Below are 25,209 nucleotides of genomic sequence, written 5' to 3'. Positions count from 1 at the left end.
AGCCAAACTGGATAAGTCCACGGTAAAACTTGTTGTCATACTGGTACCACTTAAAGTTTTAGTGCCGCTTATATCGGTTGCTTCGCCGCTTGATGTTTTGACAATATAAGCTAACCCCTTTAATCCTCTATCATCATTGGCAGTAACACTGATATCAAAATTACTGCTTTGGGGATTATTGCTGCTACTACTGCCCGATGTGTTTATTGTAATTGTTGGTTTTGTATCAATATAGCCGGAATTATAGGAACTATAACCACTACAACCACTATCATTACAGGCCTTAACTCTGTAGTAGTAGGTGCTGCCGGAACTTACACTGTAATCATAATAATTTGTATAAGTAGTCGTTTTAATCAAACTTCCATATGATGAAGATGAAGTTGATCTGTATATTTTATATTCATCTGCACCAGAAACACTATAGTTAGATATTACAATTTTATCTGTATATGTTCCATCAGAAGCGTTTATATTAGTTGGTGTCGCAGGGCTTGGACTTGTGATATTGACACTAAACGGTGAACCACTTATTGCATCTCCTCCTGGCTTTTTTTCTACATAAAATGGCTTAGATCCGGTTCCGTTTGGTGTACAATAAATATATGCTGAACTCGAACTCGTTTTTACCGTATTTCCGCAGTTTCCATCATATAATGAAAGCTTAATTGTGTCTGGCAGGTTTGAACCGGAAACTGTAAACTTTGTATTTACTCCCGTTGTAGCTGTTGTTGGTGACAAACTGCTGACTGTAGGTGGTTTTGTGACAGTTAAAATTTTATTGGTAATATTCCTATCAAAATTTCCATTTTTATATAAATGAAAATAAAGGTTAGCTGTACCAGATGCTGATGGAGAATAATATTTATACCAATTTGTTTGACCTCCATCTAATTTAATATCACTATATGAGCCTGTATTACTCCCGCCTATTCTTATGTCATATTCATCTGGTAAGGCTCCATCAAGGTTTGCAAATATTTTAGTTTGCTGGTCTATAGTTACTGTAGATGGATCAAAGCCATATGAAGCTGCTAACGCATTACCAACAACAATAAAAATTAAGAAAAAAATAAAATAGATTTTATTAAAAATATTATTGGTTTTCATTGTGGCTCCTAACTCAAATAATTGTATTCTCGGCTACCGGCATAACGCGGGACACTTTGACCCGGTGATAAGAGTTCTGCAGTACCCAAACCTCATGAACCGGGGGTTCCGGAGAAGCCTTGTTTTAAAGGGTGTCCCGGCTTAAATCGGTAGCCGTATTCTCCGTTCCGTCCTAGTCATTTGCGGTAATTCTCTTCATCTGAAAAGATATCGAGTAAAAAGGGTCTTCATACTCGATGATCCAGTTTTTCGTCAAATCGTATAACCATTATACAATATAATAAAGTTATGCCAACTAAAGGACGGCCTATCGAACCATTGCCAAAAATTCAATACACCCAAATAAGTATGTATCCATATATAATTTTCGATAAAATTAAGCAAAAAATATACCAAATAAACAGGGAATACTTATTCAGTTTAAAAATCAAAGGATTATTGTTGTGACGAAATTTTTCATAAAGTATATTTATGACATTTTCTGGCAATGCTGTTTCAATTTTTGTCACATATTTTCCATTCTCATATATGGTATGTTTAGTGACTGGTGATGGTTTCAAAAAAAGCCAGGACTGGAAAAAGTAGCCTTGGGGGATTTGTGGCAGTGCTTGGGCAAGTAGTGTAACGTGTATCCCGGGGTTTTCGATTCCTACCAATTCAAATTTTTTAGCAGACCACAATAATGGTATTATCAGTTGCCCAAGCATATTTCAAAAAAGTATTCAATAACAGAAGTATTGTGGACGGAGATTATTTCACATTCTCACTGTGGACTACATCAATATCGAAATGTCCCTAATGTGGAATTCAAAACCCCAGACTATTATTAATAGTTATCACCATCAAGCATCTGAAAAATGAGAACGGGTACTCAAATTTTAACTCCACAAGATGTTTTTTATTTTTTTTGTCCAAAGCGTTTATTGAAGTAGGTGTTGACTTGTTTATACAATTAAACTATTCCCCATACAAATCTTCCAATGTATGCCAATACACATCCGTATTTTCCATTTTACGTACCATTCGCGTTACAAAAACATGACATGTGATGGTGTGGTTTTTGGGGTTTGAATAATTTTTCATTTTTTGTTCGATTTCTTTTATCAACGATTTTACAGATGAAATTCGGTCCTATTTGCATTCCCCAATGTTAATCCATCTATTTATCATCTCTTATCCCAACCACATCAACCTGGAGGTTCTTATTCCAAAACTGTTCCTTTCTTCTTATTCATTCTTACCTATTAGGCGTAAATGATGAGAAATTCCTGCTTCATAGAATGTGCCCGAACAAACTGCTTAGGTCTCATTTCCTCTCCACAGGCTTAAACTCTCTTAGAACCTACGGTATTTTTATTTGGCCTTAGTCATATTTTCGGCCATACGAATTTCCGGTAGGTTGGGTTCAGGAACGAAACCCAACGCCGATAAGTTGTTGGGTTTCACTTCGTTCAACCCAACCTACATTGTGGCCGATGTTATGACCAAGCCCTGTTAAGGGCTTGATCATAAGATGGGCCACCAATGAGCTGACCAGATATATGGCACTTCAACCGTTTGTAATCCCAACGTTATGTTGCAATCAATTAAAAGATTGGCACAGAGGCCCATGATCAAAATAAAATCGCCCATCTGCTTGACTTTTAAGCCGCCTTCGGCGTTACGCCAACGGAAACATATGTCAATATGCTTCCGTTGGCGTGCCTTGCCGGCGACTTAAAATCCGGCGCATCTGTGGCGGATTTAATTCTGATCATGGGCCTAAATTGGAAGCAGCATAATCCAAGACAATCAATCACTTTCGAAAAGCTTTTGCAGGAATCCTTTCTTCGGATTGCGGCAAGAGCCCTGAATATTATGGACGAATCTGAAGCGAGTGTGTTCAACAGCCAAGATATATCACAGTGCCCGGCTGATGATTTTAAGCCCCTCCAGGGTCAGGGCCAGGTCCACGGATTCAATGGCATTGGATACTTCGGCAATGAGCGGGGCAAGTCCGCCCGTGGCAATAATCATGGGTGTGGTGTTCATTTCCTGTTTCATCCGGTCCACCATACCGTCCACCATGGCTGCGTTGCCGAAAATAATACCGGACTGAATGCTTTCAATGGTGTCATCACCGATCACCCTGTCCGGTGCTTTGAGCATTTCCACCCGGGGCAGGCGGGATGCCCTTTGGAACAGTGCGTCGGATGAGATCACCACGCCGGGGCAGATGGCGCCGCCAAGGTATTCGCCTTTTTCCGTGATGGCGTCAAAGGTAGTGGCTGTGCCGAAATCAATAATGATCAGTGCTTTTTTATATTTTTCATAGGCTGCCACGGCATTGACAATGCGGTCCGCGCCGACCTCGTTGGGATTTGAATAGAGAATGGGCATCAGTTTTTTTACGGATGCTGCATTGACCCACAATGGTGTAAGACCCAGATAGCGCTCGCAGAAAGCGTGTAATATCCTCACGGACGACGGCACCACGGAGGATATAACAACTTTTGAGATGTCGGTGAGCTGGATGCCTTTGTCGGCAAACAAAGCCCGGGCCAGGATATTAAACTCATCCGCCGTGGTTTCTCTGACGGTTCTGATACGCCAGTCCTGCGCCAGGGTTTCATCTTTGTAAACGCCGATCACCGTATTGGTATTGCCCACATCAATTACCAGCAGCATATTTTCTCTCCTTGTCTATTCAATTTTAACGGTAAATACCCGGGGGGCGGCATTGGTCATGACCAGTTCCACGGGGATGTCAATATAGGCGTGCCGGGCATATACCCCGGGCTTAAGCCCTTCAAGATCCATGAACGCATAAATTTTATCGGTCAGGGTTGTGCTGTTCAAATTTTCATGGGGGCCTTTAAGATCAATGGAAATGGTTGAAGGTTCAATGCTGACTTTTTTTGCGGGCCGGTTTTGAATCTGTATTGGAATCTGTTTAATCGTTCGGGTTCCGGTGAGTGACTGAACCTTCACGGACACCACAAATATGGACTGGGCAGCCGTGAAAAGCTCCGGCTGTTTAAGATCCAGGGGAACTTCTTTTTTAAAATTTTCATTGGCATTGGCCAGGTCTACGGGTTTGGTGCTGAGCTGTTCAATCCGGTTAATCAGGGATTTTGCGCCGGTAAGGGCCACAGTGGCAGGTTCACACACCGCGGGACGCGCCAGGTAACCCTTGGCTGTTTTTCCGATCAACGGCACCGTCACTTTGAAGACCCGGGTCACTTTTTCTTCCAGGCGGATACCTAAATAAGAAGGTGTGATGTTAACAATAGACGTAGAACGCCCTAAAGGAATACGGGTTTTATCCACAGGCAGCAGATAATGGCCCGGCTCAATCGCATCCGTGCCGCCTGCCGGGTCAAAGGCCAGGTCTGTATAGATGTCGGCAGGATATACCAGGCTTTTTTTTGAAAGTGTTTCAATGTGTTTGGGCCGGCATTTGATCTTGACTTCGATTTTGTCTGTGTAAAAATGGGTCAAAATCATATCATCCGGAACATTGGTATAATCCACAGGCAGAAGCAGATTTGTTTCTTTGGGGGCCTGGGTGCATGCGGTAAAAATAACGATCGTCATGACCGCAGCCGCCACAGCCATTGGGACGAGCAGGCGGAAACGTGCAGATATCCGACGGCGCTTACGCATTCCTGATGGCGTCAATGATGTGTGAGAATGCGCACACCGCTTCAACATCATGAACCCGGATAATATGTGCGCCGTTCAGCAGGGAGGCGGCACAGGCCGCCAGGGTCCCGTACTCGGTACCTGCATCTCCGGCCCCGGCCTTTTTGCCCGTGACATTGCCCAGCACTTTCCGGATAAAGGATTTTCTGGACGGCCCCATGAGTACTGGATATCCCAGGGCTGTAAGTTGCTGAAGTTCCTTGATCAGCACAAGGTTATGCGCAACGGTTTTACCAAATCCGATCCCCGGATCCAGGATAATATTTTTTGGCGACATGCCTTTTTCAAGTACAAAATGAACCCGTTCCTGCAGATAGGTGATGATTTCACCCATGAGATCATCATAGTGCGGGGTCACCTGCATGGTTTCCGGTGTGCCTTTCATGTGCATGAGAACGGCGGGCGCGCCCGTTTCTACGGCCACATCCACCATGCCGGGGTCTTTTTCAAAGGCCGAGATATCATTGATGATGGCCCCACCGGCGGCAAGGGCTTCTTTTGCCACCGTTGCTTTCACCGTGTCAATGGAGATGGGAATGTCTATTCGGCCGGCAATGGCCTCAATGACAGGGATGGTCCGATCAAGTTCTTCCTGCTCACTCACCGGTTGAGAAAACGGCCTGGAGGATTCTCCGCCGATGTCCAGGATATGGGCCCCTGCCGCCACCATTTCCCGGGCCCGGGTCAGGGCCTTGTCCAAGGTGGTGTACTTTCCCCCGTCTGAAAAAGAATCCGGCGTGGTGTTTAAAATACCCATGATACATGCCTTTGGACCCAGATCCAGTTTGAAGCGGCCAAATTCAAGTGTAAAGGCTGTGGTGGTCACAATACCGTTTCCTATTTAGTGTTTGAACGAAAAGTCACCCAAATGTGCATCTGGGCAAATTTTCGTCCAAACACGGGTTTGCGTTCACGCACTATTTATCCCTGGACTCATCAGAATCCGGCGTGTCCGGATCAGGCGCTTTTGTCTTTGTCTCGTCGTCAGCGTCGTGATTCTCCACCGATGCCTGTCCATCAGCTCCCTGATCCTCTTCCTCTTTGGGTGCCTCCGGTTCCGTCTGGATGTTCCGGTGTCCAAAGAAATCAAAATCCGGACGCAGGCTTGCAATCAGATCATCAAGCTCAGGCCCCATAACCGTTTCCTTTTCCAGGAGAAGATCGGTCAGGGCATGGAGAATGTCGATATTTTCCTCTAAAATGGTTTTGGCTGTATTGTATGCGTGGTTGATCAGGTCTGCCACCTCGGCGTCTATCTTCTGGGCCGTGGCTTCGGAATAGCCTTTGGCCTGGGTCATCTCTCTGCCGATGAAGATATTGTCATCATGGTCTTCGTAGGAGAGCGGTGCCAGGTTCTCACTCATGCCGAAACTTCTGACCATGCGGTTGGCAAGTTTTGTGGCCTGCTTTATGTCATTGGAAGCCCCGGTGGAGATTCGTTTAAATATGATCTCTTCTGCCACACGACCGCCAAAGGCAATGCACAGTTCGTTCTCCAGCTGGTCCTTGTATTTGAAATCCCCTTCCTCGGGCAGAAACCAGGTCACACCGGCAGCCCTTCCCCTGGGGATAATGGTGATTTTATTTACGCTGTCCGTATTGGGCAGGAACCGGGCCACCAGGGCATGACCACCCTCGTGATAGGCCGTGGTCTTTTTTTCTTCTTCCTTGATTACTTTGGATTTTCTTTCAAGTCCCATGTAAACCTTATCCTTGGCATCTTCAAAATCGCGCATGGACAATTTTTCACGGTTGCGTTTGGCTGCCAGAAGCGCTGCCTCATTACACAGGTTTTCCAGATCGGCACCGGAAAAACCGGGCGTCCCTTTGGCAAGAATGGTCGGATTCACATCCTTGGCCAGGGGGCTTTTTTTCATGTGTACCCGCAAAATACCTTCACGTCCCTTGATGTCGGGCATGTCCACCATCACCTGCCGGTCAAACCGGCCGGGACGCAGCAGTGCCGGGTCCAGAACATCAGCCCGGTTGGTGGCTGCCATAAGAATAACGCCTTCATTGGATTCAAACCCGTCCATCTCCACTAAAAGCTGGTTCAAGGTCTGTTCCCGTTCATCGTGCCCGCCGCCAAGGCCTGCACCCCGCTGACGACCCACGGCATCAATTTCGTCAATGAATATAATACACGGTGCATTTTTCTTGCCCTGGGCAAACAGATCCCGGACCCGGGATGCGCCGACCCCCACAAACATTTCAACAAAATCAGATCCGGAAATAGTGAAAAACGGAACGCCTGCTTCTCCTGCCACGGCCCGGGAAAGCAGGGTTTTACCGGTACCGGGATTGCCCATCAGAAGCACGCCTTTGGGGATACGGCCGCCCAGCCGGGTATATTTATTGGGGTTTTTCAAAAAGTCCACCACCTCGGTAAGCTCCTCTTTGGCCTCATTAATGCCCTCGACATTGTCAAAGGTCACCTTTTCCCCCTTGTCATCCATGAGCCTGGCTTTGCTTTTTCCAAAAGAGAGCGCTTTTCCCCCACCGCCGCCACCCTGCATCTGGCGCATGAAAAAAATCCATACCCCGATGAGCACAATCATGGGCAGCCAGGAAATGATAATGGACATGAACCAGGACGATTCAGCCGGTGGCTTGGCCTTGATGGACACACCTCTTTTGCGCAGGGTCTCAATGAGCTGGGCATCGTCCGGCGCATAACTGTTGAATCGTGCACCGCTGGTGTCTGTAATGATCAGATCCTGGCCCTGAATAACCACATTTTGAATCCGGCCGTCTTCCACAAGGGATAAAAACTCTGAATAGCCGATATCTGACTGGCCGCCCGGCTGCTGGTTGAATACATTGTAAAGCATGACCATCATCAGGACAATCACTAGCCAAAGGGAGATATTTTTATAGAATTGATTCAATGTATTTCCTCTCTAAAATATTAATATGAAAGTTGTGAGTTTTGAGTGATGAGTCGTGAGATTTAAAACAAGCTGTTTTCCTCATAACTTATAACTCATATCTTTCATGTTTTGTTGTGGGTTGAACCTGAGTATTGATAACCAAGTCAGCCCATGGCAGTTATCCGGCTAAAAACATCAATGAATATATATAAACATAAATTTATTTTATACAAGCATATGGCGGATTTTATTTTGATCATGAACCTTATATCCCGGGGTTTTCGTCCGTTTTTGCATTTTGATGCCTGCGGGTCTTATGATGCCTGCCAAGTGTCCGCAGTGCTGTTGCTTCCTTTTTTATACGCAGAATATTCCTTTGTTGTCTGTATACCCGGATTTGGCCGGGAAGGTCCAGACTCTTTCCTGATTCTCCTTTTTTGCCCGCAAAATAAAGGATATCCCGGATATGGGTGTGGGAAATCCGTCTTAAATTCTGCTTTACCGACAACAGCGCTGCGCGGATGACCCGGGCGCCTATAGCCCGGTCAAGTGTGTTAATTGCTGGTATGGATATGTCAATTTGCTCTTTTTGCCTGCTGGTTGTAGCGTTTTCCAGGGCGGTCCGGGCCATCCGGTCCAGAAAATCATCTTCCTGTTCGATGATGCCGGACAGCCGCTCTATCCCTGCCTTAATATCGGGATTGAACTCCTTTTCAAGAAACGGGATCAAACAGTGGCGGACCCGGTTGCGCAGGTAGGATGTGTCCGCATTGGAGCCATCAATCCTGTACCCCTGGTTTATTTCATCAAGAAACGTCAGAATGTCGACTCTGGACATCCGGATCAGAGGACGTATGAATTTTTTCTGCCTGACCGGTGGAATGCCCCGAAGGCCAAGGGGGCCGGTCCCGCGAACAAAATTCATTAAAACCTGCTCTATATGATCATCCTGGTGATGGCCCAGGGCAATACGGTGAAATCCTTTTTCACAGGCCACCCGGTTAAAAAAATCATACCTGACATTTCTGCCGGCCTCTTCAACACAGAGCTGTTGTTCTCTGGCAAATTCTGCTACATTTTTTCTTTCAACGACCAGGTCAAGGTTGTGTTCCCGGGCAAAGTCACGGACAAAGGTCTCATCGGCCAGGGCGTGACCGCCCCGAAGCATGTGGTTCAGATGTGCCAGGCCGATACGGATATCCAGATCTTTTTTCAGACCCATGAAAACCTGTACCAGAGCCATGGAGTCCGGACCGCCGGAAACACCGATCAATACACGGTGTCCGGGGGCAACCATATCGTGTTCCCGGATGGTGCCGAGTACCTGGTCTGTAAATTTTTGGGCAAAGGAGGATTGGGCTGCCATTTGTTATGGATTTTACCTTTTTTGAAGGACCCGATATAAACAGGGATGAATATAGGTTAAAAAAATAATTTTTGTCAAGATATTAACAGGTTAAAGGCGTGATTTATGTATTATACAAAATTCAATACCTGGTTATGCCAGATCATCCTGGCCGGGAACGAAAAGGGGCTTGCCCATCTTCACCTCAACACCGGCCAGGGCAGCCGTCAATTTAAGATTCAGGATGCCTGGGAATTAAAGCCGGAATTTTTCAAGCATACCCAATCCCAAATTCTGGAATACCTGGCGGGTAAAAGAACGGTTTTTGAGGTCTGCTTAAACCCCGCAGGCACTGAATTTCAGAAAAAGGTCTGGGCGCAATTGCGCACCATTCCATACAGCAACCTGGTCAGCTACGGTGAAATTGCCAAACAACTGGGCAACCCAAAGGCGGCCAGGGCAGTGGGGGCAGCCAACGGGAAAAACCCCATCCCCCTCATCATCCCCTGCCATCGGGTGGTCGGGGCCAATGGCAACCTCACCGGATTTGCCCATGGCCTGGCCATCAAGGAGCAACTCATTGCCCTGGAACAGGGCTGATCTTCTAACTTGAGAGTTATAATCCGTATACGTGTTTACGGTATTTTTTAGGTGATGCTTTTTTTTGCCCGGCAGTTTACCGGTATCAAGCAATTTGTCCAAAGCCCCGGGATCAGTGTCTGCCACAGCACAGAGCAAAAGGCCGCTGTGCCTTTTTGTTATGGCCATGATATGTTTTACGGCAATCCGGCCGCATCCGATCAGTGCGACCCGAAGCTTTTTTCCCTCATTTTTTCTCCTTTATTTCATTTTTTTTTCATGTCCAGCATAAACCGGCTTAATGCCTGGACATAGGATTTGGCAGACGCCGTGATGGTGTCGTCATCCTCGGCTTTACCCAACCAGATCGGGGCCGTCAGATTATAATTCAGTTCATGGCCGTTGCCGCTGAGTACAACCAATGCTTCTGCCGTGGAAGAGTGAGTCCGTCCGCGGTTACTGGGCTCGTAAACCACAAGTTTGGGTTTTTTTTCACCAAGCCCCAGAACATCGTCAATGGCACTGAATACTGCATTGATAGGGCCGTTTTTGCCCATGAAGGCCTCGCCGATCTTTTTTTCACCATCAATGACCAGGACCACCTGGGCCTGGCGGACACTGGAATTGGCAAATTTGTTGAACGCGTAATCCACAAACTCGATATGCGCTTCCCCTGTGTACCTGAAATCATCCCCGATCATCCGCAGCTCCTTGTCCCCATATGTGATGTCCCTGGATTTTATTACGGGCATGATATGTTCCCGGACAAAGGCTTTTTCAAATTCATATCCCAGCTCTTCAAGCCTGGCCGTAACGCCGGTGACGCCGGTCAGCTTGGTGATCTGGTGGGTGTTGCCTGTCCAGCCGATATCTTCGGGTGAGCAGGGCAGGTAAATATTTTCCCCAATGTCCTTGCCCTTTTTGTCTCCGTCGGAATGGACCCCTGATCCGTGGCGCAGGGCATTGGGACCGACTCCCGGCGCATTGTAGGGAATGGGAATGCAGCTTTCCCTTTCAATGAACCTTGCCACGGCATTGGTTTTTTCAAGTTTAAAGGACGTAAAAAATTTCCGGTTGTAGGAAGGTTTCAATGAAAGATTCATGATCACCTGTTCCAGCGGTGTATTGCCTGCTCTTTCTCCGAGGGAATACCAGGTGCCTTCCACCTGCCTGACGCCCTGTTTAATGGCGGCCAGGGTATCTGCGACACTAACGCCGAAATCATTGTGGGCGTGAAAACTAAGCATCACGTCATCCGTGCCTTCCACAAGCATTTTAAAATACTGGATGGCTTCCTGGATTTCAATTTCAATTCCCTTGGCCACGGTATGGGGAATGTTGATCACGTCTGCGCCTGCTTTAATCGCATGACCATAAATTTTAGAAATATACGCCTGCAGAAAACTATGTTCCGGGTTCAGGGACTGGGACAAGGCCAGGATGGTGTTCTGGGCCGAGAATTCCACCCGGCCTTTACCGCCTGTCAACTCCTTTGCATAGGCGACCGCCCGGGAGGCTTTTTCAATTTGTTCATTGGGATCTGCCTTGTATGCCCGGATGGAGGCTTCGTCAATATTAAGGGTGAATACATGGATGGTGGGGTTGGGATTATTTTCCAGGGCCTGCCAGGTCCGCTTGATATTTTCAAGATCCATGGTGGTCAGTCCGCAGATATGGGGCCCTTCCACGGTATCGGCAATCTGTTTGACGGTATCAAATTCCAAGGGGGTTGAACTGGGAAACCCAACCTCTATGGTACTGACCCCCGTATCCGCAAGGAACCGGGCAATTCTAAACTTTGAATCCCCTTTAAAGGTTACCCCGCCCTGTTCACCATCCCGCAGGGTGGTATCAAAAATTTCGACTTCCTGTCTGGCCTCGTCGGGAATTTGCGCCCGGTCCAGTACCCATGTGCCGGTTTCATTTTTTTTGATCGCCATGTTCTTCCTCTTTTTTTATGTTGGATAAAAATAAAAAAAGCCGCTATCTGCCCGGCAGGGGCTGATAACGGCTTTTGTTTTTATTTATGAAGATTATGCCACTAAGCGCCCCATCGCCCGGAGGTGTTAAGAACCACCTCCTCGATAAGAAGAAGGACTATTAGTAGGCTGGTAAAATTTATCATTAATTATTCACTTTAATTAAAGTTAATTTATTATATATAAATTAAAGAAGTCAACAAAAAAATGACGATCTCTCAAAGGCTTGAGCTAACAGCCCTTATCCCATATGCCTGCTTTGATTTTTTTTATAAGAAAGTCAGTGACTTTCCAATTCAAATTTTATTATTATGGCAGATTGGCCGTTCGCGGTCCAGGATTGGATTTTTTATATCTAATTGGGAACGGGTAATTATAATTAAATTTTAGGTGTAAATACGAATGGGTATAGCTGCTGATATTGCAATTATTGTTGTGGCCGGTTTAATTGGCGGGCTTGCGGCCCAGCGATTAAAACAGCCGTTAATTCTGGGATACATTCTGGTCGGTGTCATGGTGGGACCGTTCACGGGGGGCGTCACAATTTCCAATATCCACGATATTGAGTTACTCGCTGAGATTGGTGTTGCGCTGTTACTTTTTGCTCTGGGACTGGAATTTTCACTAAAGGAATTAAAACCTGTGGCCCGGATTGCCTTGATCGGCACCCCGATACAGATGCTGCTGTCAATTCTCCTTGGCTTCGGCATCGGCAAGATGTTTAACTGGTCTTTTACCGATGCGCTTTGGTTTGGGGGACTCATTGCCTTATCCAGTACCATGGTGATTCTTAAAACACTGATGAGCCAGGGAAGAATGGGCACCCTTTCAAGCCGGGTCATGATCGGCATGTTAATTGTTCAGGATCTGGCCGTTGTTCCTTTGATGATTATTCTGCCTAAGTTGAATCAACTGGAAGCAGGGATACCCGCGCTTGGCTGGGCAGCACTCAAGGCGGCGACATTCCTGTTTTTGATGATTTTTATAGGCACACGACTGATTCCGAAATTACTGGCATATATTGCCAGACACAATTCAAGGGAGCTGTTTCTGCTGGCAATCACGGCAATTGGTCTGGGCGTGGGATACGGCACCTATCTATTTGGATTGTCCTTTGCCTTTGGTGCGTTTATTGCCGGCATGGTACTCAGCGAATCTGATTATGGTCACCAGGCACTGAGCGATATTATTCCGTTAAGGGATATTTTTGGGTTGCTTTTCTTTGTATCGGTAGGCATGCTCCTGGATCCGGTCTTTTTGATTAGAAACTGGCAGATAATCCTGATTGTGGTTTTATTCGTATCGTTAGGCAAGGGAATTATTTTCAGTGCATTAAGTCGTATATTCGGATATGGCAACGTCATTCCGCTGGCTTTGGGGTTGGGCATGTTTCAAGTGGGAGAATTTTCATTTGTGCTGGCCCGGGTTGGTATCGCCACCCATTCAATCTCCAATGATCTTTATTGTCTGATACTGGCAACTGCAATTGTCACCATGGTATTGACGCCGCTTGTTTCGGGACTGACCACACCATTGTACAGACTGCGACAGCGTATGTTTAAAAAAGAGCCTGTGCAAACCATTAATTTGCCTGATACGGATTTGCACAACCATGTGATTATTGCCGGCGGCGGGCGGATTGGGTTTTATGTCGGTCAGGTTCTCCAGCGCCTGGATCTGGCCTTTATCATTATTGAAATTGATTATCGGCGCGTGACCCACGTCAAAAGTATGGGGTTTCCCGTGATTTACGGGGATGTCACCCGGGATGTTGTACTGGAGGCCGCCAAGGTCAAAGAGGCCAATCTTGTACTCATCACGACCCCCAGACTTGATGTTACCGGAACGGTTTGTGATCAGGTGCGCCATTCAAATCCGCATGTGAATATTGTGGCAAGGGCCGAAGGGATCGAGCAGATGCAGGCCCTCCATGACCAGGGCATACAGGAAGTGATTCAGCCGGAATTTGAGGCCGGCCTGCAATTCACCCGTCAGGCCCTGCTGTATTTAAATATTCCGGCCACGGATATCCAGGAATATACCGAAGCGTTTCGCAGGGAGCTGTATGCCCCGTTTTTTAATATGCCCCGGGGGGATCAGACCCTGTTTCAACTGCAGAAAGTCTGTGATCTGCTGGAGCTTAACTGGATAAAGCTGATGGCCGACAGCCCTGTGATTGGCCGGACAATCAAAGAGTTGAATCTTCGCACCAAGATCGGGATATCCGTGGTTGGCGTGATGCATGACGGGGAGCTGCATCCCAATCCCAATGCGGATTTTCAATTCAACCCAGGGGATTTAGTTGCTGTTATGGGCAACGCCCGCCAACTGGCGGAGTTCCACACATTGATTTCCCCGCCACAGTAACATATATACTCTTGTCACAACGAAGAAGACGGATGAAAAGGCAAAGCATATGGGAGCGTTTATTTTGATTATTTTGATTATGGGCCTAACGACCGGATCCGCACCTTCCAGAAAAATTCTGCGAAAAACAGGGTGGGAGGCAGGTCTTGGAAAATAAGTTTTATTTTGATATATAAGCATCATTCTTTGAAGTTATTGATTCTACACTTTCAAAGAATTTTTTTATAAGAGCCTGTTTGATAATTAGGGGATCGAAGTGAAATTTCATGAAAATGAGAATCAATTATCAAACAGGCTCTAAGGGGGCAGCATGAATTTTTTTTTTAATACGGACAGACGCCTAATCCTTCCCTTTATCTTTATCATCTTTGTTTTTGTTATCTGCATGTATCTGGTGGTTGATGTCTACCATACCGCACCGGCAGGTTTTGAAAAATTGAAAACAGTTCGGGCGCAGCTGAATCAGATCCAGACACTGTTGACTCCGACGGGTGTAAAAGCAGAAGCGTCATTTCAACTGGCCGAGGCCGGCGGTAAAAACCTGCAGGCCTTTATCAATGCCTATGAAAAACGCAATCGGGCAAACCATACATTTGTTCTGACCGTTATGCTGGTATGCCTGGGTGTTACACTGCTTTGTTTTTTATTTATTTGTTTCAGGCTTCCAAGGGCCACGGCACAAATCATCGGGCAACAAACGGATTCTGCAGGGTTGCGGACATCGCTGGACAGAGAAATCATATCCCGGTTGCACTTGCTGGAAAATAATATTGTTCAGATGCCGGAAAAACTGACGGAAATCCAAAGTATTTCCAGGGAAAATAAGGATCAAGCCAGAAGTATTTTTGATTCGGCCGGGATCGTCCATGGTAATATTAAACGGGTGGCGAATGCCATGAAACAGGCGTCCGGGAATCTCATGCTCATCTCATCGGCTGCAGAAGGCATTACCGGCAGCATCAACGAAATTGTTAAGAACAGTGAAAATGCCAAAGCCGTCACCCAGGAGGCTGTAGCGGAAACCCGGAATACAACCGCAAAAGTGGGGGAACTGAAAAAGGCGGCCAACAGCATCGATTCTGTTTCTAATACGATCAATGAAATTTCGGAACAGACCAACCTGCTGGCGCTGAATGCCAGAATTGAAGCCGCCCGGGCCGGGGAGGCGGGTAAAGGGTTTGCCGTGGTGGCCAACGAAGTCAAGGTACTGGCCCGACAGACAGCTGATGCCACAGAGGACATCCGTCGAAAGGTGGAACATATCAACACCATCACCAAAGAAATGGTGACGCAGATCGAACAGATATCCGATACCATTCACAATAGCAATGAAATGGTAACCTCCATTGCCTTGGCTGTTGAGAATCAGTCGGTCTCAACCCGGGAAATTGCCGATAATGTGGCCCAGGCATCCCAAGGGATATCAGCGGTCAGCGGAAAGGTGAGTGCCAATCTTGAATTCGTATCCGGAATTTTGAATAATATCAAAACAGTGGAGGAACGGTCTGAAACATTATCTGTCGAAGCTGACGGCACCATACAGTCCAGCCGGGAGCAGGTAGCGTTATCAAAGGCACTGGGCCGCTTGATGGCCGATCCGTCAGCAGCCGGTCAGGAAAAAAAAGGGCTGCAGCAGACGCCTTGACGGAAGTACACGATTTAAAATGAGCAAATGGGTTAATTATTTTTAAAATAGGAGGAGACTGTATGAAAAAATCTCTTTTGTCAGCCACCACAATCTTTTTTATTTTCTTTCTCGCCGCCGGGTTGTCTTATGCCCAGGACAAAAAACTCAACTTTGGCACGTTAAACTGGCCGCCCTATTTTGGAGAAACGCTTGAAAACGGCGGGTTTATGACAGAAATATCCACTGAGGCCTTTAAACGGACCGGTTGGGACTATAATCTTAAATTCATGAACTGGAACCGGGCAATGGGGCTTGCCAAAAAAGGCAAACTGACCGGTGTTCAGGGGGCATACTACACTGATGAAAGAGCCAAAATCTTCTTTTACACCAATGAAATCACCGCAGCCAACGTGGTCATCTTCCAGAAAAAGGGGGCCGGCATTTCATACAACAGCCTCAAGGATCTTGAAGGGTATACTTTCGGAATCCTCAGAGGGTTTGGATACCCTGATGAATTTGTCCAGGCGGACTTCCTGAAAAAAGAATTCACTGACAAGCCTGAGGCGAACATTCTCAAACTTTTAAAGGACAGGGTGGATTTAATTGTGGGCAGTAAACTTGTCACCATAGATATCGCCAATTCACACTATCCTGACCAGGCGGGCCAACTTGACGTACTTGACCCTCCCCTGGAAAAAAAGCCGCTTTACAACATTATATCCAAGAAGATCGACAATCATCAGAAAATTCTGGACGACTTCAACAAAGGGCTTGAAATGCTCAAAGAGGACGGCACTTATCAGGCAATAATGAAAAAGCACGGATTCTGACTTTGCGGTGCCTTTTCGTTAACGATTTTCCCCGGAGGATATATGAAGACGCATTTTAACAGTGTGGGGGTTTCAGTTAAGACTGCAATGTTGTGCAGCATAATCGTATTCATACTGCTGTCGGTAAGTAGTTTCATATCCATAAAGTTGGAGTCGAACCTTGTTGAATTTCTGATGGATAGAAGCACCATCCATATTAATAAAATCTTTGAAGAAAATTCAACGCTCCAGAAAAAAGCGCTTACCAGCCGAACTGAAATCAACTCTGAAATCTGCTCTGCCCTCTCATCCTATTATTTATATAATTTTGCTCCCGACCAGTTGAAAAAACTGCTGAAAAGTTTTTTGAAATTTCCAGGTGTTCAGGCCATCAAGGTCAACGATGAAGACGACCTGGCGTTTGCCGCCGTATGGAAAGCAGTTGATGAAACCATCAAAGCCGCAGACCGGATTCCCGAAGATATCCAATTGAATGAGAACCTGTCATTCAAGGCCGATGTCACAAAAGACGAGGAGACCATCGGTCAGGTCCGGATTTACTACACCACCAAATTTTTGGATAAAAAACTTGAGGGCGACAAAGCCGATTTAGAGGGCACCGTTAACCATTTCCGGGAAACGACCACAAATAAAATCAACAATTCAATAAAAACGCTTATCGGCGTGACAATATTTATTATTATTGCCCTGGTTCTCTGCATTCTGCTCAGCCTGAAATTTCTTGTGACCGGGCCGATCAACGCCCTGAAAGAGATGGTGGTCGACCTGACCAAAGGAGATGGGGATTTGACCAAGCGGCTTGAGGTCAAACGACAGGACGAAATCGGGGCCCTAGCCGGATGGTTCAACCAGTTCATCGAACAGATTTATAAAATTATCAAAGATATTATCAGCAGAACCGAACACCTGAACAACTGTTCCACACAAATGTTCAACGTGGCAGCCCAAATGAGCGAGAACACTGATATAACTTTAAGAAAATCCAAAGATGTGGCATCCGTCGCCGAGACCATGGCCTCTAATATCGAAGCCGTAAACACCGCAAGTGACGAATCATCCAACAGCTTGAAAATTGTAGCTGCCGCCACCGAAGAAATGACCTCTACTATCAATGAGATTGCACAGAACACCAATCATACAAATTCAATGACCAATGAAGCTGCCGAAGAAGCTGCCAAGGCCTCAAAACTGGTTGATGAGCTTGGCGAAGCCTCAAAAGATATTGGGAATGTCACAAGCGTCATATCTGATATTTCCGAGCAGACCAGTCTTCTTGCCCTGAACGCTACCATCGAGGCTGCGCGGGCGGGCGAAGCCGGAAAAGGATTTGCTGTTGTGGCCAATGAAATCAAAGAACTTGCCCAGAAAACCGCGCAATCCGCTTCGGAAATAAAGGAAAAAATTAAAAACATGCAGAAAACCACGGACTCTGCAGTTTTCGGTATTAAAAAGATTACAGAAATCAACACCATCGTCAATGAAACCGTTACCGCAATCGCTTCCGCAGTTGAAGAACAGACCGCAACGACCAAGGAAATTTCCTCGAAAATCGAGCATGCCTCTTCAGGCACCAGCGAGATCAGCGAAAGCATCAATAACAGTGCAGAAATGGTTGCACGCATTACCAGTGATATTGGTGAAATTACCACCTCGCTTGATGACGTTGCCACCGGCGGCAGTCGAGTCAATGATGAGGCCCAGGAACTGTCACAGCTTGCGGAAAAAATTAACGAGCTTGTCAGGCAGTTCAAGGTATAAGGCCCATGATCAAAATAAAATCGCCCATTTGCTTGTCTTTTAAGCCGCCTTCGGCGTTACGCCAACGAATACATATGCCAATTGCTTCCTTTGGCGTGCCTTGCCGGCGACTTAAAATCCGGCGCATATGTGGGGCAGATTTAATTCCGATCATGGGTCTTATTTCGTACGCATTCCTATAGAAAAAACCGGGCAGGTTCCTGTTTATATGCAAGACCCAGTTCGATGCGGTCCAGGACCGTCTGTTTTTCATCCGGGAACTGATATCCTTCATACGCATGGTGGAGGACCAGATCCCCCGAGGCTGTGCGCCAGTAATTGCCCATGTGGTCAAAGCAGACCCTGGATGTTACCTCAAGGTTTTGGATCATGCGGCGCAGTTCCAGCAGCTGCTCCCGGGGATCAAGCAGGGAGATCCGCCCCTGGTTGACCTGATCGGACATCGGGGTACCGGGGGCGGGCCGGAAGGGCCGGGACCGGATATAATGGGGATTGACCGCACTGAGTACCCGGGCCGTATTTTCGGCGTGGCGGTCTGTCATTTCCTTGCCGCCAAGGCCGGGCATCCAGTATTCCGATACCTGAAAGCCGGCAGCCATGGCCTTTTTGCCCCCCTCAATATGGCCGTCAGCCGTTACGCCTTTTTTGATCTGCTTGAGCAAGGCATCATCCCCGGTTTCAAGGCCCAGGTGGAGCCGGTTAAGACCGGCTGCCCGTATGGCCTTCAGGTCTTCAAGGGAGCGCTGGGCCAGGGTCCGGGCCCTGGCATAGGTGGTGATCCTTTCAATGGAAGGAAAGGTTTCCCTGAGATGGGTCAATGCTGCAATCAGGTTCCGGGGCGGCATGATCATGGAGTTGCCGTCCTGTATAAATGCGGTTTTTCCGCCCACCGCCATCCATTGAATCAGCATATCCGCACCCGGATGGTGATTTAAGCCGGGCGCTTTTTCAAGCAATGCCAGAATAGCCTCCCGGGTGACCCGGCCGCCGTGCCCCAGGGCTTTTGATTCGGCCTGGAGGTCAACCACAAGGTTTGCCATGGCATTGATGTCGGCTTTAATTTCCGCCAGGGGTCTCAAGCTGAATTTTTTTCCCTTATACATGGAACAGAAGGCGCAGTGGTTCCAGGGACAGTTACGGGTAAAGCGAACCAGCAGAGAGGCGCTGCCCCCTTCACTGGGCGGACGGTATACACCGGTTTCAAACGAGTAGTCTCGGCTCATCATTATATCCTAATTTTGATTGTCGGTTATTATCTGAATTCTTGAACCCGGCCCGGGTTTTATGGTAAAGCTTAAAGGTTTTTAACTTTTAACAGCCATGGGTTGGCCGGGTCTATCAACACCTAGGTTTAACCCATAACAAATAATGAAACTAAAGACACCAACAATGCAAGCTAAAATACGCGCCGCATGCGCTTCACCCTCTTGTATCTTGTCTCTAGTTTCTTGTAAAAGGTACCCCCATGAAAAAAGACCATATCACCACCACCACCAAAGCTGCCGAAACAATTAAAACCGACCTGCTGGTTTATTTTGCCGTGGAGAAAAAGGATAAAATGCCTGCATGCGATGCCGCTGTAAAGCCCCAGGTTGAAAAGGCGTTTGAGCTGAATGATTTTTCCGGCAAGGCTGCAGAACAGATATTGTTTTACCCGCCGGACCCGTCAAACATTTCTGCCGCCCGGATTCTGGTGTTGGGCACAGGCCCTGTGAATAAGGAAAAGGATAAAGGGGCCGCCCTGGATATGCTGCGGGAGGCCGGCGGACAGGTTGCCAAGGTGTGTGCATCGGTCAAGGCTAAGGATGTGGTTATCTGCCTGCCACCCCCAAAGCACCTCTCCCCGGCCCTGGCTGATCCGGACGTGTCTGCGGGGGCTCTGGCCGAAGGGGTCATCCTTGGCGATTACCGGTTTGAAAAATATAAAGAAAGCACCAAGAAGAAAACCGATTACCTGGGGCTTGATGCAATAAAATTTGTATGCAGCGATAATCTTGAAAGCATACGCCAGGGGGTTGAAAAGGCAAAGAACTCAGCCTTTGCCGCCTGTACGGCACGGGATATGGCCAATGAGCCGGGCAATCACTGGACCTCTGCCGATTTTGCGGCATATGCCGAACAGCTTGCCGCAGACACGGGGCTGGGCTACCGGTGTCTGGAAAAAAAGGAGATGGAACAGATGGGCATGGGGGGGATTCTTGCCGTCAACCAGGGTTCCGATGTCCCGGCACGCATGGTGATCCTGGAATATTTGCCGGAAGAGAGATCCGAAACCATCCTCCTGGTGGGCAAGGGGCTGACCTTTGATTCCGGGGGCATCAGCATCAAGCCGTCCGCGGGTATGGCGGATATGAAATATGATATGTGCGGCGGTGCGGCGGTGATGTGCGCCATGCAGGCCGTGGCACTGGAGAAGCCGGATGTGGGGGTTGTGGCCATCGTTCCTGCCACGGATAATATGTCCGGGTCCAAGGCGATTCATCCCGGCGACATTATCCGCCATTACAACGGGGTGACAAGTGAAGTGATCAACACCGATGCCGAAGGCCGCCTGATCCTGGCTGACGCCCTGGCCTGGGGCATTGAATATTTCAAACCCACCTGCGTGCTTGACACGGCCACCCTGACGGGCGCGGTCATCATGGGCCTTGGCCATCACTATACCGGGCTTGTGTCCAACAATGACGCCTTGGTCAAGGCGGTTGAGACTGCCGGGAATCTTGCCGGAGAGCCTGTCTGGCGCCTGCCCCTGAATAAACATTATGAAAAACAGATCGAATCCAAGGTGGCGGATATCAAAAACACCGGGGGAAAACCGGCCGGCACCATCACCGCGGCCGCGTATCTGTTAAAATTTGTGGGTAAAACCCCCTGGGCCCATCTGGATATTGCAGGTACGGCCTGGGATTTTACCGAAAAAGCGTATATCCCCAAGGGGCCTTCGGGAACGGCCACCAGAACATTCATTAATCTGGTGCGAAACTGGAAAAAAGGCAACGTAAAATAGTGCAGACCGTCTTAATGGGCTGGTACCGGGACAATTGCCGGCAACTTCCCTGGCGCAGGGATACCGCTTTGTACCCGGTATGGGTCTCCGAGGTGATGCTCCAGCAGACCCAGGTTAAAACCGTGATCCCCTACTATCTCAAGTTCATGGAAACCTGGCCTGATCTTGAAGACCTTGCCGCCGCAGACCTTGAAACCGTGCTTAAGGCCTGGGAGGGCCTTGGGTATTATGCCAGGGCCAGAAATTTCCACAAGGCTGCCCGTATTGTGGTCCGTAATCTGGGTGGTATCATTCCGGATGATTACAAGGGGTTTAAAAATCTTCCAGGGGTGGGGGACTATATTGCTTCGGCGGTACTCTCCATTGCCGCGGCAAAGCCCCATGCCGTGGTGGACGGCAATGTCAAGCGTGTCCTGTCACGGCTTTTGTGCGTTGAAACGCCTGTGAATCACAGCGCTGCCCATAAAGCATATAAGGCCATTGCCGAAACGTTTTTGTATGAAAAGGACCCGGGCACATACAACCAGGCTCTTATGGAGCTTGGGGCCCTGGTTTGTACCCCGAAACGTCCGGACTGCGCCGCATGCCCCCTGGCCGAGGCGTGTTGCGCCCGTGAAAAACAGGTCACCGATCTTTTTCCCCGGCGTATGGCGAAAAAAAAGGTGCCCACGGTTCATATTGCCGCAGGCATTGTCAGGAAAAACGGAAAAGTGCTGATCACCAGAAGAAAACTTGACGGGCTGTTGGGCGGATTATGGGAATTTCCCGGTGGCAAGGTGGAACCCAAAGAGTCCCCTGAACAGGCCTGCATCCGTGAGATCCGGGAAGAAACCGGCATTAAAACCGGTAATCTGCAATTTTTAACCCGGGTGTTTCATGCGTACACCCATTTTAAAATTGAAATGGATGTGTTCTTCTGTGATTATATTTCCGGCCGGGTGACTCTCAATGGTCCCATTGACCATAAATGGGTCCATGTAGATCAGCTTTACCAGTATCCTTTTCCCCGGGCCAATCTTAAATTTATGGAATTAATTACTATAGTGGTTTGCAAATGAATTGATAAACTTATAAAATTTATGTGGTATAATAGAAGGTTGTCAAAAAAATTGGAGGATGCATGTATCATAATCTATAAGCAAGTCCCTAAGTCATAGGGAAAGCAGCTAGTTGTGCTGGATTCGGGTCACTGATTCTGATGCCTAAGTAACTGCTGGTGTTTTAGGATAGGATTAGCAATGGTAAATCGAGGTATGGCAAGTTAAAGAAAAGGCGAAATCAGATAAAAGCCCCCAATTTTTTATTATAACATGAAAATTTTAGATATTTATCAATTCATTTGCAAACCACTATAAGTAGAAAGGTTTTGAACCCCATGGGTTATAAAATAATACTCCAGGACGCCCCGAAAAATTATACCTTTGACCAGGATAAGATCATCTCTCCTGCCGACACTGTCCGGCGGTTCCGGGAAAAGGCAGCGGCCCTGGACCTTGACATTTTAAGCCGGACCCGGCGCATCGACAACGGCCGCCTGGATATCCCGGTGTTTTACAGTGAGTGTGGTGCGGATGCACGGCGGGTGACCGGCACCAATAAACAGATGGGTAAGGGCGGAACCCCGGAACAGTCCGAGGCCAGTGCGGTCATGGAACTGGTGGAGCGGTTCAGCTTTTTTTCCTTTGCCGAAGATGAAAAAAACTTTATCCATGCCACGCCTGGACAGGTTGGGGAAAAAGCCCTGGATTATGCCCTGATCACCCAGTCTGTCCATGACGATGAGGCTGAGGCACTAAAAGTTAAACCCATATTTGATTCGTTGTCCCTGCAATGGACCAAGGGGTATGATCTGACCCATAAAAAAGAGGTGAATATCCCCTTTAACTGGTTTTATATGATCAACGAATTTAACGGACCCAGTGCGGGCAACTGCACGGAAGAAGCCTTGATCCAGGGCATTTGCGAGCTTGTGGAGCGCCATGTCAGCTCCCGGGTCTCCCGGGAACGATTAAAGGTGCCCGGCATCCGTCCGGACTCATTTAAAGATCCCCTTATCCGGGAACTTCTTGCCAAGTATGAATCCCAGGGCATCAGGGTCCATGCAAGTGATTTCTCCCTTGACACGGGCATTCCCACCATTGCGGTGCTGGCCTGGGACCCGTCTACGTTTCCGGATACAAGCGAGATCGTATGGACCGCCGGCACGGCCCCGTCCCCGGAAAAGGCCATGGGCCGGGCCCTGACCGAAGTGGCCCAGCTTGCCGGGGATTTTAACACCGGGTCCAATTACGCGGCATCCGGTCTGCCCAAATTTACGGATATAGACGCGGCCAGGTATATCACCCACCCTGAAACCATGGTGGATGCCGCTGATTTGCCGGACCTGTCTTCCGACAACATGAAGCTGGAAGTGGAAAGCCTGATCCGGATTCTGGGGGATAAAGGGTTTCATCTGCTCTCCATTTGCACCACCCATCCCGGCCTTGATATCCCGGCCTTTTACACCATCATGCCGGGGGCCCATTTCAGGGAGCGGGCCGATGAGGCCAGTGTGGGCATGTTTGCCGCCCGGCTGATTACGGAAAATACCCATCCCATATTGGCCATTGACCAGCTGGATGACCTGGAAGCGCTCATCCCGGGGAAATACTACACCAGTTTTTACAAAGGATTGATGCTCAACAGCCTGGAAGCGGGAGAAGATGCCATCGCACAGTTCCAGGCCGCCCTTGACCGCGGTCCTGCCAGGCGCAACCTGCCTGATATCTGTTCCCACATGGCAGCGGCCCAGAAAGATTCAGGGCTGTTGGACCCGGCCCTTGAAACATGTCAAACCGGTCTTGATGCCGATCCCCAGCGCCCGGATATTTTGAACACCGCCGGGGCCTGCTGTTTTATGAAAAAGGATTTCAAGACCGCGATTAGCTATTTTGAAAAAGCCCTGGATGTGGACCCAAGCCAGGCCATCAATTATGCCAATATGGGGTCCTGTTACCGGGAACTTAAAGAACCGGTGCTTGCGATTAAATTTTATGAAATGGCTTTAAGCATAGACCCAACCATTGAGTTTGCACGGGATAATATTAAGAAATTAACAAAAACTTGATCATCGTTGCGTCTAGTAAGCCCGAAGCATTGGGAAAGAAGGAGGAAGTAAAGCCAGGAAATTTTGCTATTGTTACCCAATGGGTGAAAGTCCTATCTGAATAAAGCATAACCAGCAGTTCAGCTCACGATAGTTTTCCCGGCGTTTGTCTGAATCCGCTCCAAGGTTCAAATATTCAGGGTGGGGGGTACATAAATCAGAAACATTTTCCAGTGCATTGCTCCGATAGCTCGACCAGCGATAGTCCTCAGGATTTGAAACAATCCCGGCTCGGACAGGGTTAAGTTCAATATACCTGTAAACGTCAAGCAAATACCTGTCGGATTGTATCAGACAGGATTTATAACGCTCCCTTATGGCAAATATATAGACTCTTCGTTTTTTTATTGACAAAGCTTATTTCGTATTCTAAAAATGACTTTATAGAACTGACTCAACTGTTGCGCTCAGATAAAGATTTCCGGAACTCACTTTTCGATATTCGCTTAGAGCTCATCTGAATCACATACCCAATCCGTAAATGACAGTTTGATTAAAGTCGACGATTTATGGGTGTAATCTAGTAAGTTATTGTGACTTTCATATATAAAAAAATATTTCCATGGAGGGGCTTGGGTGACTAAAGCTGTTTTTGCCCAATTTATTTCATCTGCGGTCCTAATGTATGAAGCATGCTTGGTTGGCAGCAGTCAGCCTATCTATTTTCATCCTGGCAGCCGGTACCATCCATGCCGGTCATATCACTTGATACTAATTTTGAGCTTTTTGTCATATCTTTACAATAAGTTAAGGTTTCTTTTCGGTATCAAGTCATATGGCCGGCACTATAACTCTACTTTGTTACATTAGATCATAACACATTGATATTATTGGAAATATATAAAATAGCTTAAAATGTTATTTGTAATAAATTCAATTAGATAGCGTCCCAGCCGCCCAAGGCGGCA

The 25,209-nt window shown here is 47.6% G+C and carries 16 protein-coding genes; 8 read left to right on the top strand and 8 right to left on the bottom strand.

The genetic code is table 11. The annotated features are described in order from the left end of the window. The 6 genes from HXW94_RS02160 to tilS form a co-directional block, all read right to left on the bottom strand. On the bottom strand, positions 1-1,110 hold a 1,110-nt coding region (locus HXW94_RS02160), incomplete at its 3' end, for an IPT/TIG domain-containing protein (RefSeq protein ID WP_178365251.1). A gap of 1,899 nt (positions 1,111-3,009) precedes the next feature. Further along, positions 3,010-3,777: a type III pantothenate kinase gene (locus HXW94_RS02155; RefSeq protein ID WP_178365250.1), complete on the bottom strand. Its 768-nt coding sequence runs from the start codon at positions 3,775-3,777 to the stop codon at positions 3,010-3,012. 15 nt (positions 3,778-3,792) lie between these two features. Then, positions 3,793-4,686 (bottom strand): CdaR family protein, encoded by an 894-nt coding sequence (locus HXW94_RS02150; RefSeq protein WP_246293697.1) that lies wholly within the window; start codon positions 4,684-4,686, stop codon positions 3,793-3,795. Between the two features lie 61 nt (positions 4,687-4,747). Next, positions 4,748-5,620, bottom strand: a complete 873-nt coding sequence (folP, locus tag HXW94_RS02145) for a dihydropteroate synthase (RefSeq protein WP_178365248.1) — start codon at positions 5,618-5,620, stop codon at positions 4,748-4,750. Between the two features lie 91 nt (positions 5,621-5,711). Beyond that, a complete protein-coding gene (gene ftsH, locus HXW94_RS02140; RefSeq protein WP_178365247.1) occupies positions 5,712-7,682 on the bottom strand; it encodes an ATP-dependent zinc metalloprotease FtsH in 1,971 nt (656 codons plus the stop codon). A 247-nt stretch (positions 7,683-7,929) separates the two neighbouring features. After that, positions 7,930-9,030 carry a tRNA lysidine(34) synthetase TilS gene (tilS, locus tag HXW94_RS02135; RefSeq protein WP_178365246.1) on the bottom strand — a complete coding sequence of 367 codons (1,101 nt, stop codon included), beginning with the start codon at positions 9,028-9,030 and terminating at the stop codon, positions 7,930-7,932. A gap of 105 nt (positions 9,031-9,135) precedes the next feature. Between tilS and HXW94_RS02130 the strand changes: the two genes are divergently transcribed. Beyond that, positions 9,136-9,609, top strand: coding sequence for a methylated-DNA--[protein]-cysteine S-methyltransferase (locus HXW94_RS02130; RefSeq protein ID WP_178365245.1), 474 nt, complete (start codon positions 9,136-9,138; stop codon positions 9,607-9,609). Positions 9,610-9,854: 245 nt separating this feature from the next. On the opposite strand, the gene HXW94_RS02125 is transcribed toward HXW94_RS02130, so the two are convergent. Next, positions 9,855-11,528 (bottom strand): alpha-isopropylmalate synthase regulatory domain-containing protein, encoded by a 1,674-nt coding sequence (locus HXW94_RS02125; RefSeq protein WP_178365244.1) that lies wholly within the window; start codon positions 11,526-11,528, stop codon positions 9,855-9,857. Between the two features lie 441 nt (positions 11,529-11,969). Between HXW94_RS02125 and HXW94_RS02120 the strand changes: the two genes are divergently transcribed. The 4 genes from HXW94_RS02120 (at position 11,970) to HXW94_RS02105 (ending at position 18,149) form a co-directional block, all read left to right on the top strand. Further along, positions 11,970-13,934, top strand: coding sequence for a monovalent cation:proton antiporter family protein (locus tag HXW94_RS02120; protein WP_178365243.1), 1,965 nt, complete (start codon positions 11,970-11,972; stop codon positions 13,932-13,934). 310 nt (positions 13,935-14,244) lie between these two features. Beyond that, on the top strand, positions 14,245-15,579 hold the full coding sequence (locus HXW94_RS02115) for a methyl-accepting chemotaxis protein (protein ID WP_178365242.1): 1,335 nt from the start codon (positions 14,245-14,247) through the stop codon (positions 15,577-15,579). A gap of 62 nt (positions 15,580-15,641) precedes the next feature. After that, positions 15,642-16,391, top strand: coding sequence for a substrate-binding periplasmic protein (locus HXW94_RS02110; RefSeq protein WP_178365241.1), 750 nt, complete (start codon positions 15,642-15,644; stop codon positions 16,389-16,391). A 42-nt stretch (positions 16,392-16,433) separates the two neighbouring features. Continuing rightward, entirely contained in the window at positions 16,434-18,149 is a 1,716-nt protein-coding gene (locus tag HXW94_RS02105; protein WP_218576531.1) for a methyl-accepting chemotaxis protein, read from the top strand. 176 nt (positions 18,150-18,325) lie between these two features. Here the strand turns inward: HXW94_RS02105 and HXW94_RS02095 are convergent, their stop codons facing one another. Continuing rightward, positions 18,326-19,375, bottom strand: coding sequence for a radical SAM protein (locus tag HXW94_RS02095; protein WP_246293696.1), 1,050 nt, complete (start codon positions 19,373-19,375; stop codon positions 18,326-18,328). Positions 19,376-19,614: 239 nt separating this feature from the next. On the opposite strand from HXW94_RS02095, the gene HXW94_RS02090 reads away from it, so the two are divergent. The 3 genes from HXW94_RS02090 (at position 19,615) to HXW94_RS02080 (ending at position 24,262) form a co-directional block, all read left to right on the top strand. Then, complete coding sequence (locus tag HXW94_RS02090) at positions 19,615-21,156, top strand: leucyl aminopeptidase (RefSeq protein ID WP_178365238.1); 1,542 nt, start codon at positions 19,615-19,617, stop codon at positions 21,154-21,156. After that, entirely contained in the window at positions 21,156-22,214 is a 1,059-nt protein-coding gene (gene mutY, locus HXW94_RS02085; protein WP_343054538.1) for an A/G-specific adenine glycosylase, read from the top strand. Before HXW94_RS02090 ends, mutY begins: the two co-directional genes overlap by 1 nt. A gap of 317 nt (positions 22,215-22,531) precedes the next feature. Next, on the top strand, positions 22,532-24,262 hold the full coding sequence (locus HXW94_RS02080; RefSeq protein WP_178365237.1) for a YcaO-like family protein: 1,731 nt from the start codon (positions 22,532-22,534) through the stop codon (positions 24,260-24,262). Positions 24,263-25,209 lie beyond the last annotated feature (947 nt).

The organism is Desulfobacter latus, from assembly GCF_013389365.1.
Classification (GTDB): Bacteria; Desulfobacterota; Desulfobacteria; order Desulfobacterales; family Desulfobacteraceae; genus Desulfobacter; species Desulfobacter latus.
The sequence above is the reverse complement of the archived record's forward strand: the minus strand, read 5'-3'. Positions and strand labels throughout refer to the sequence as shown.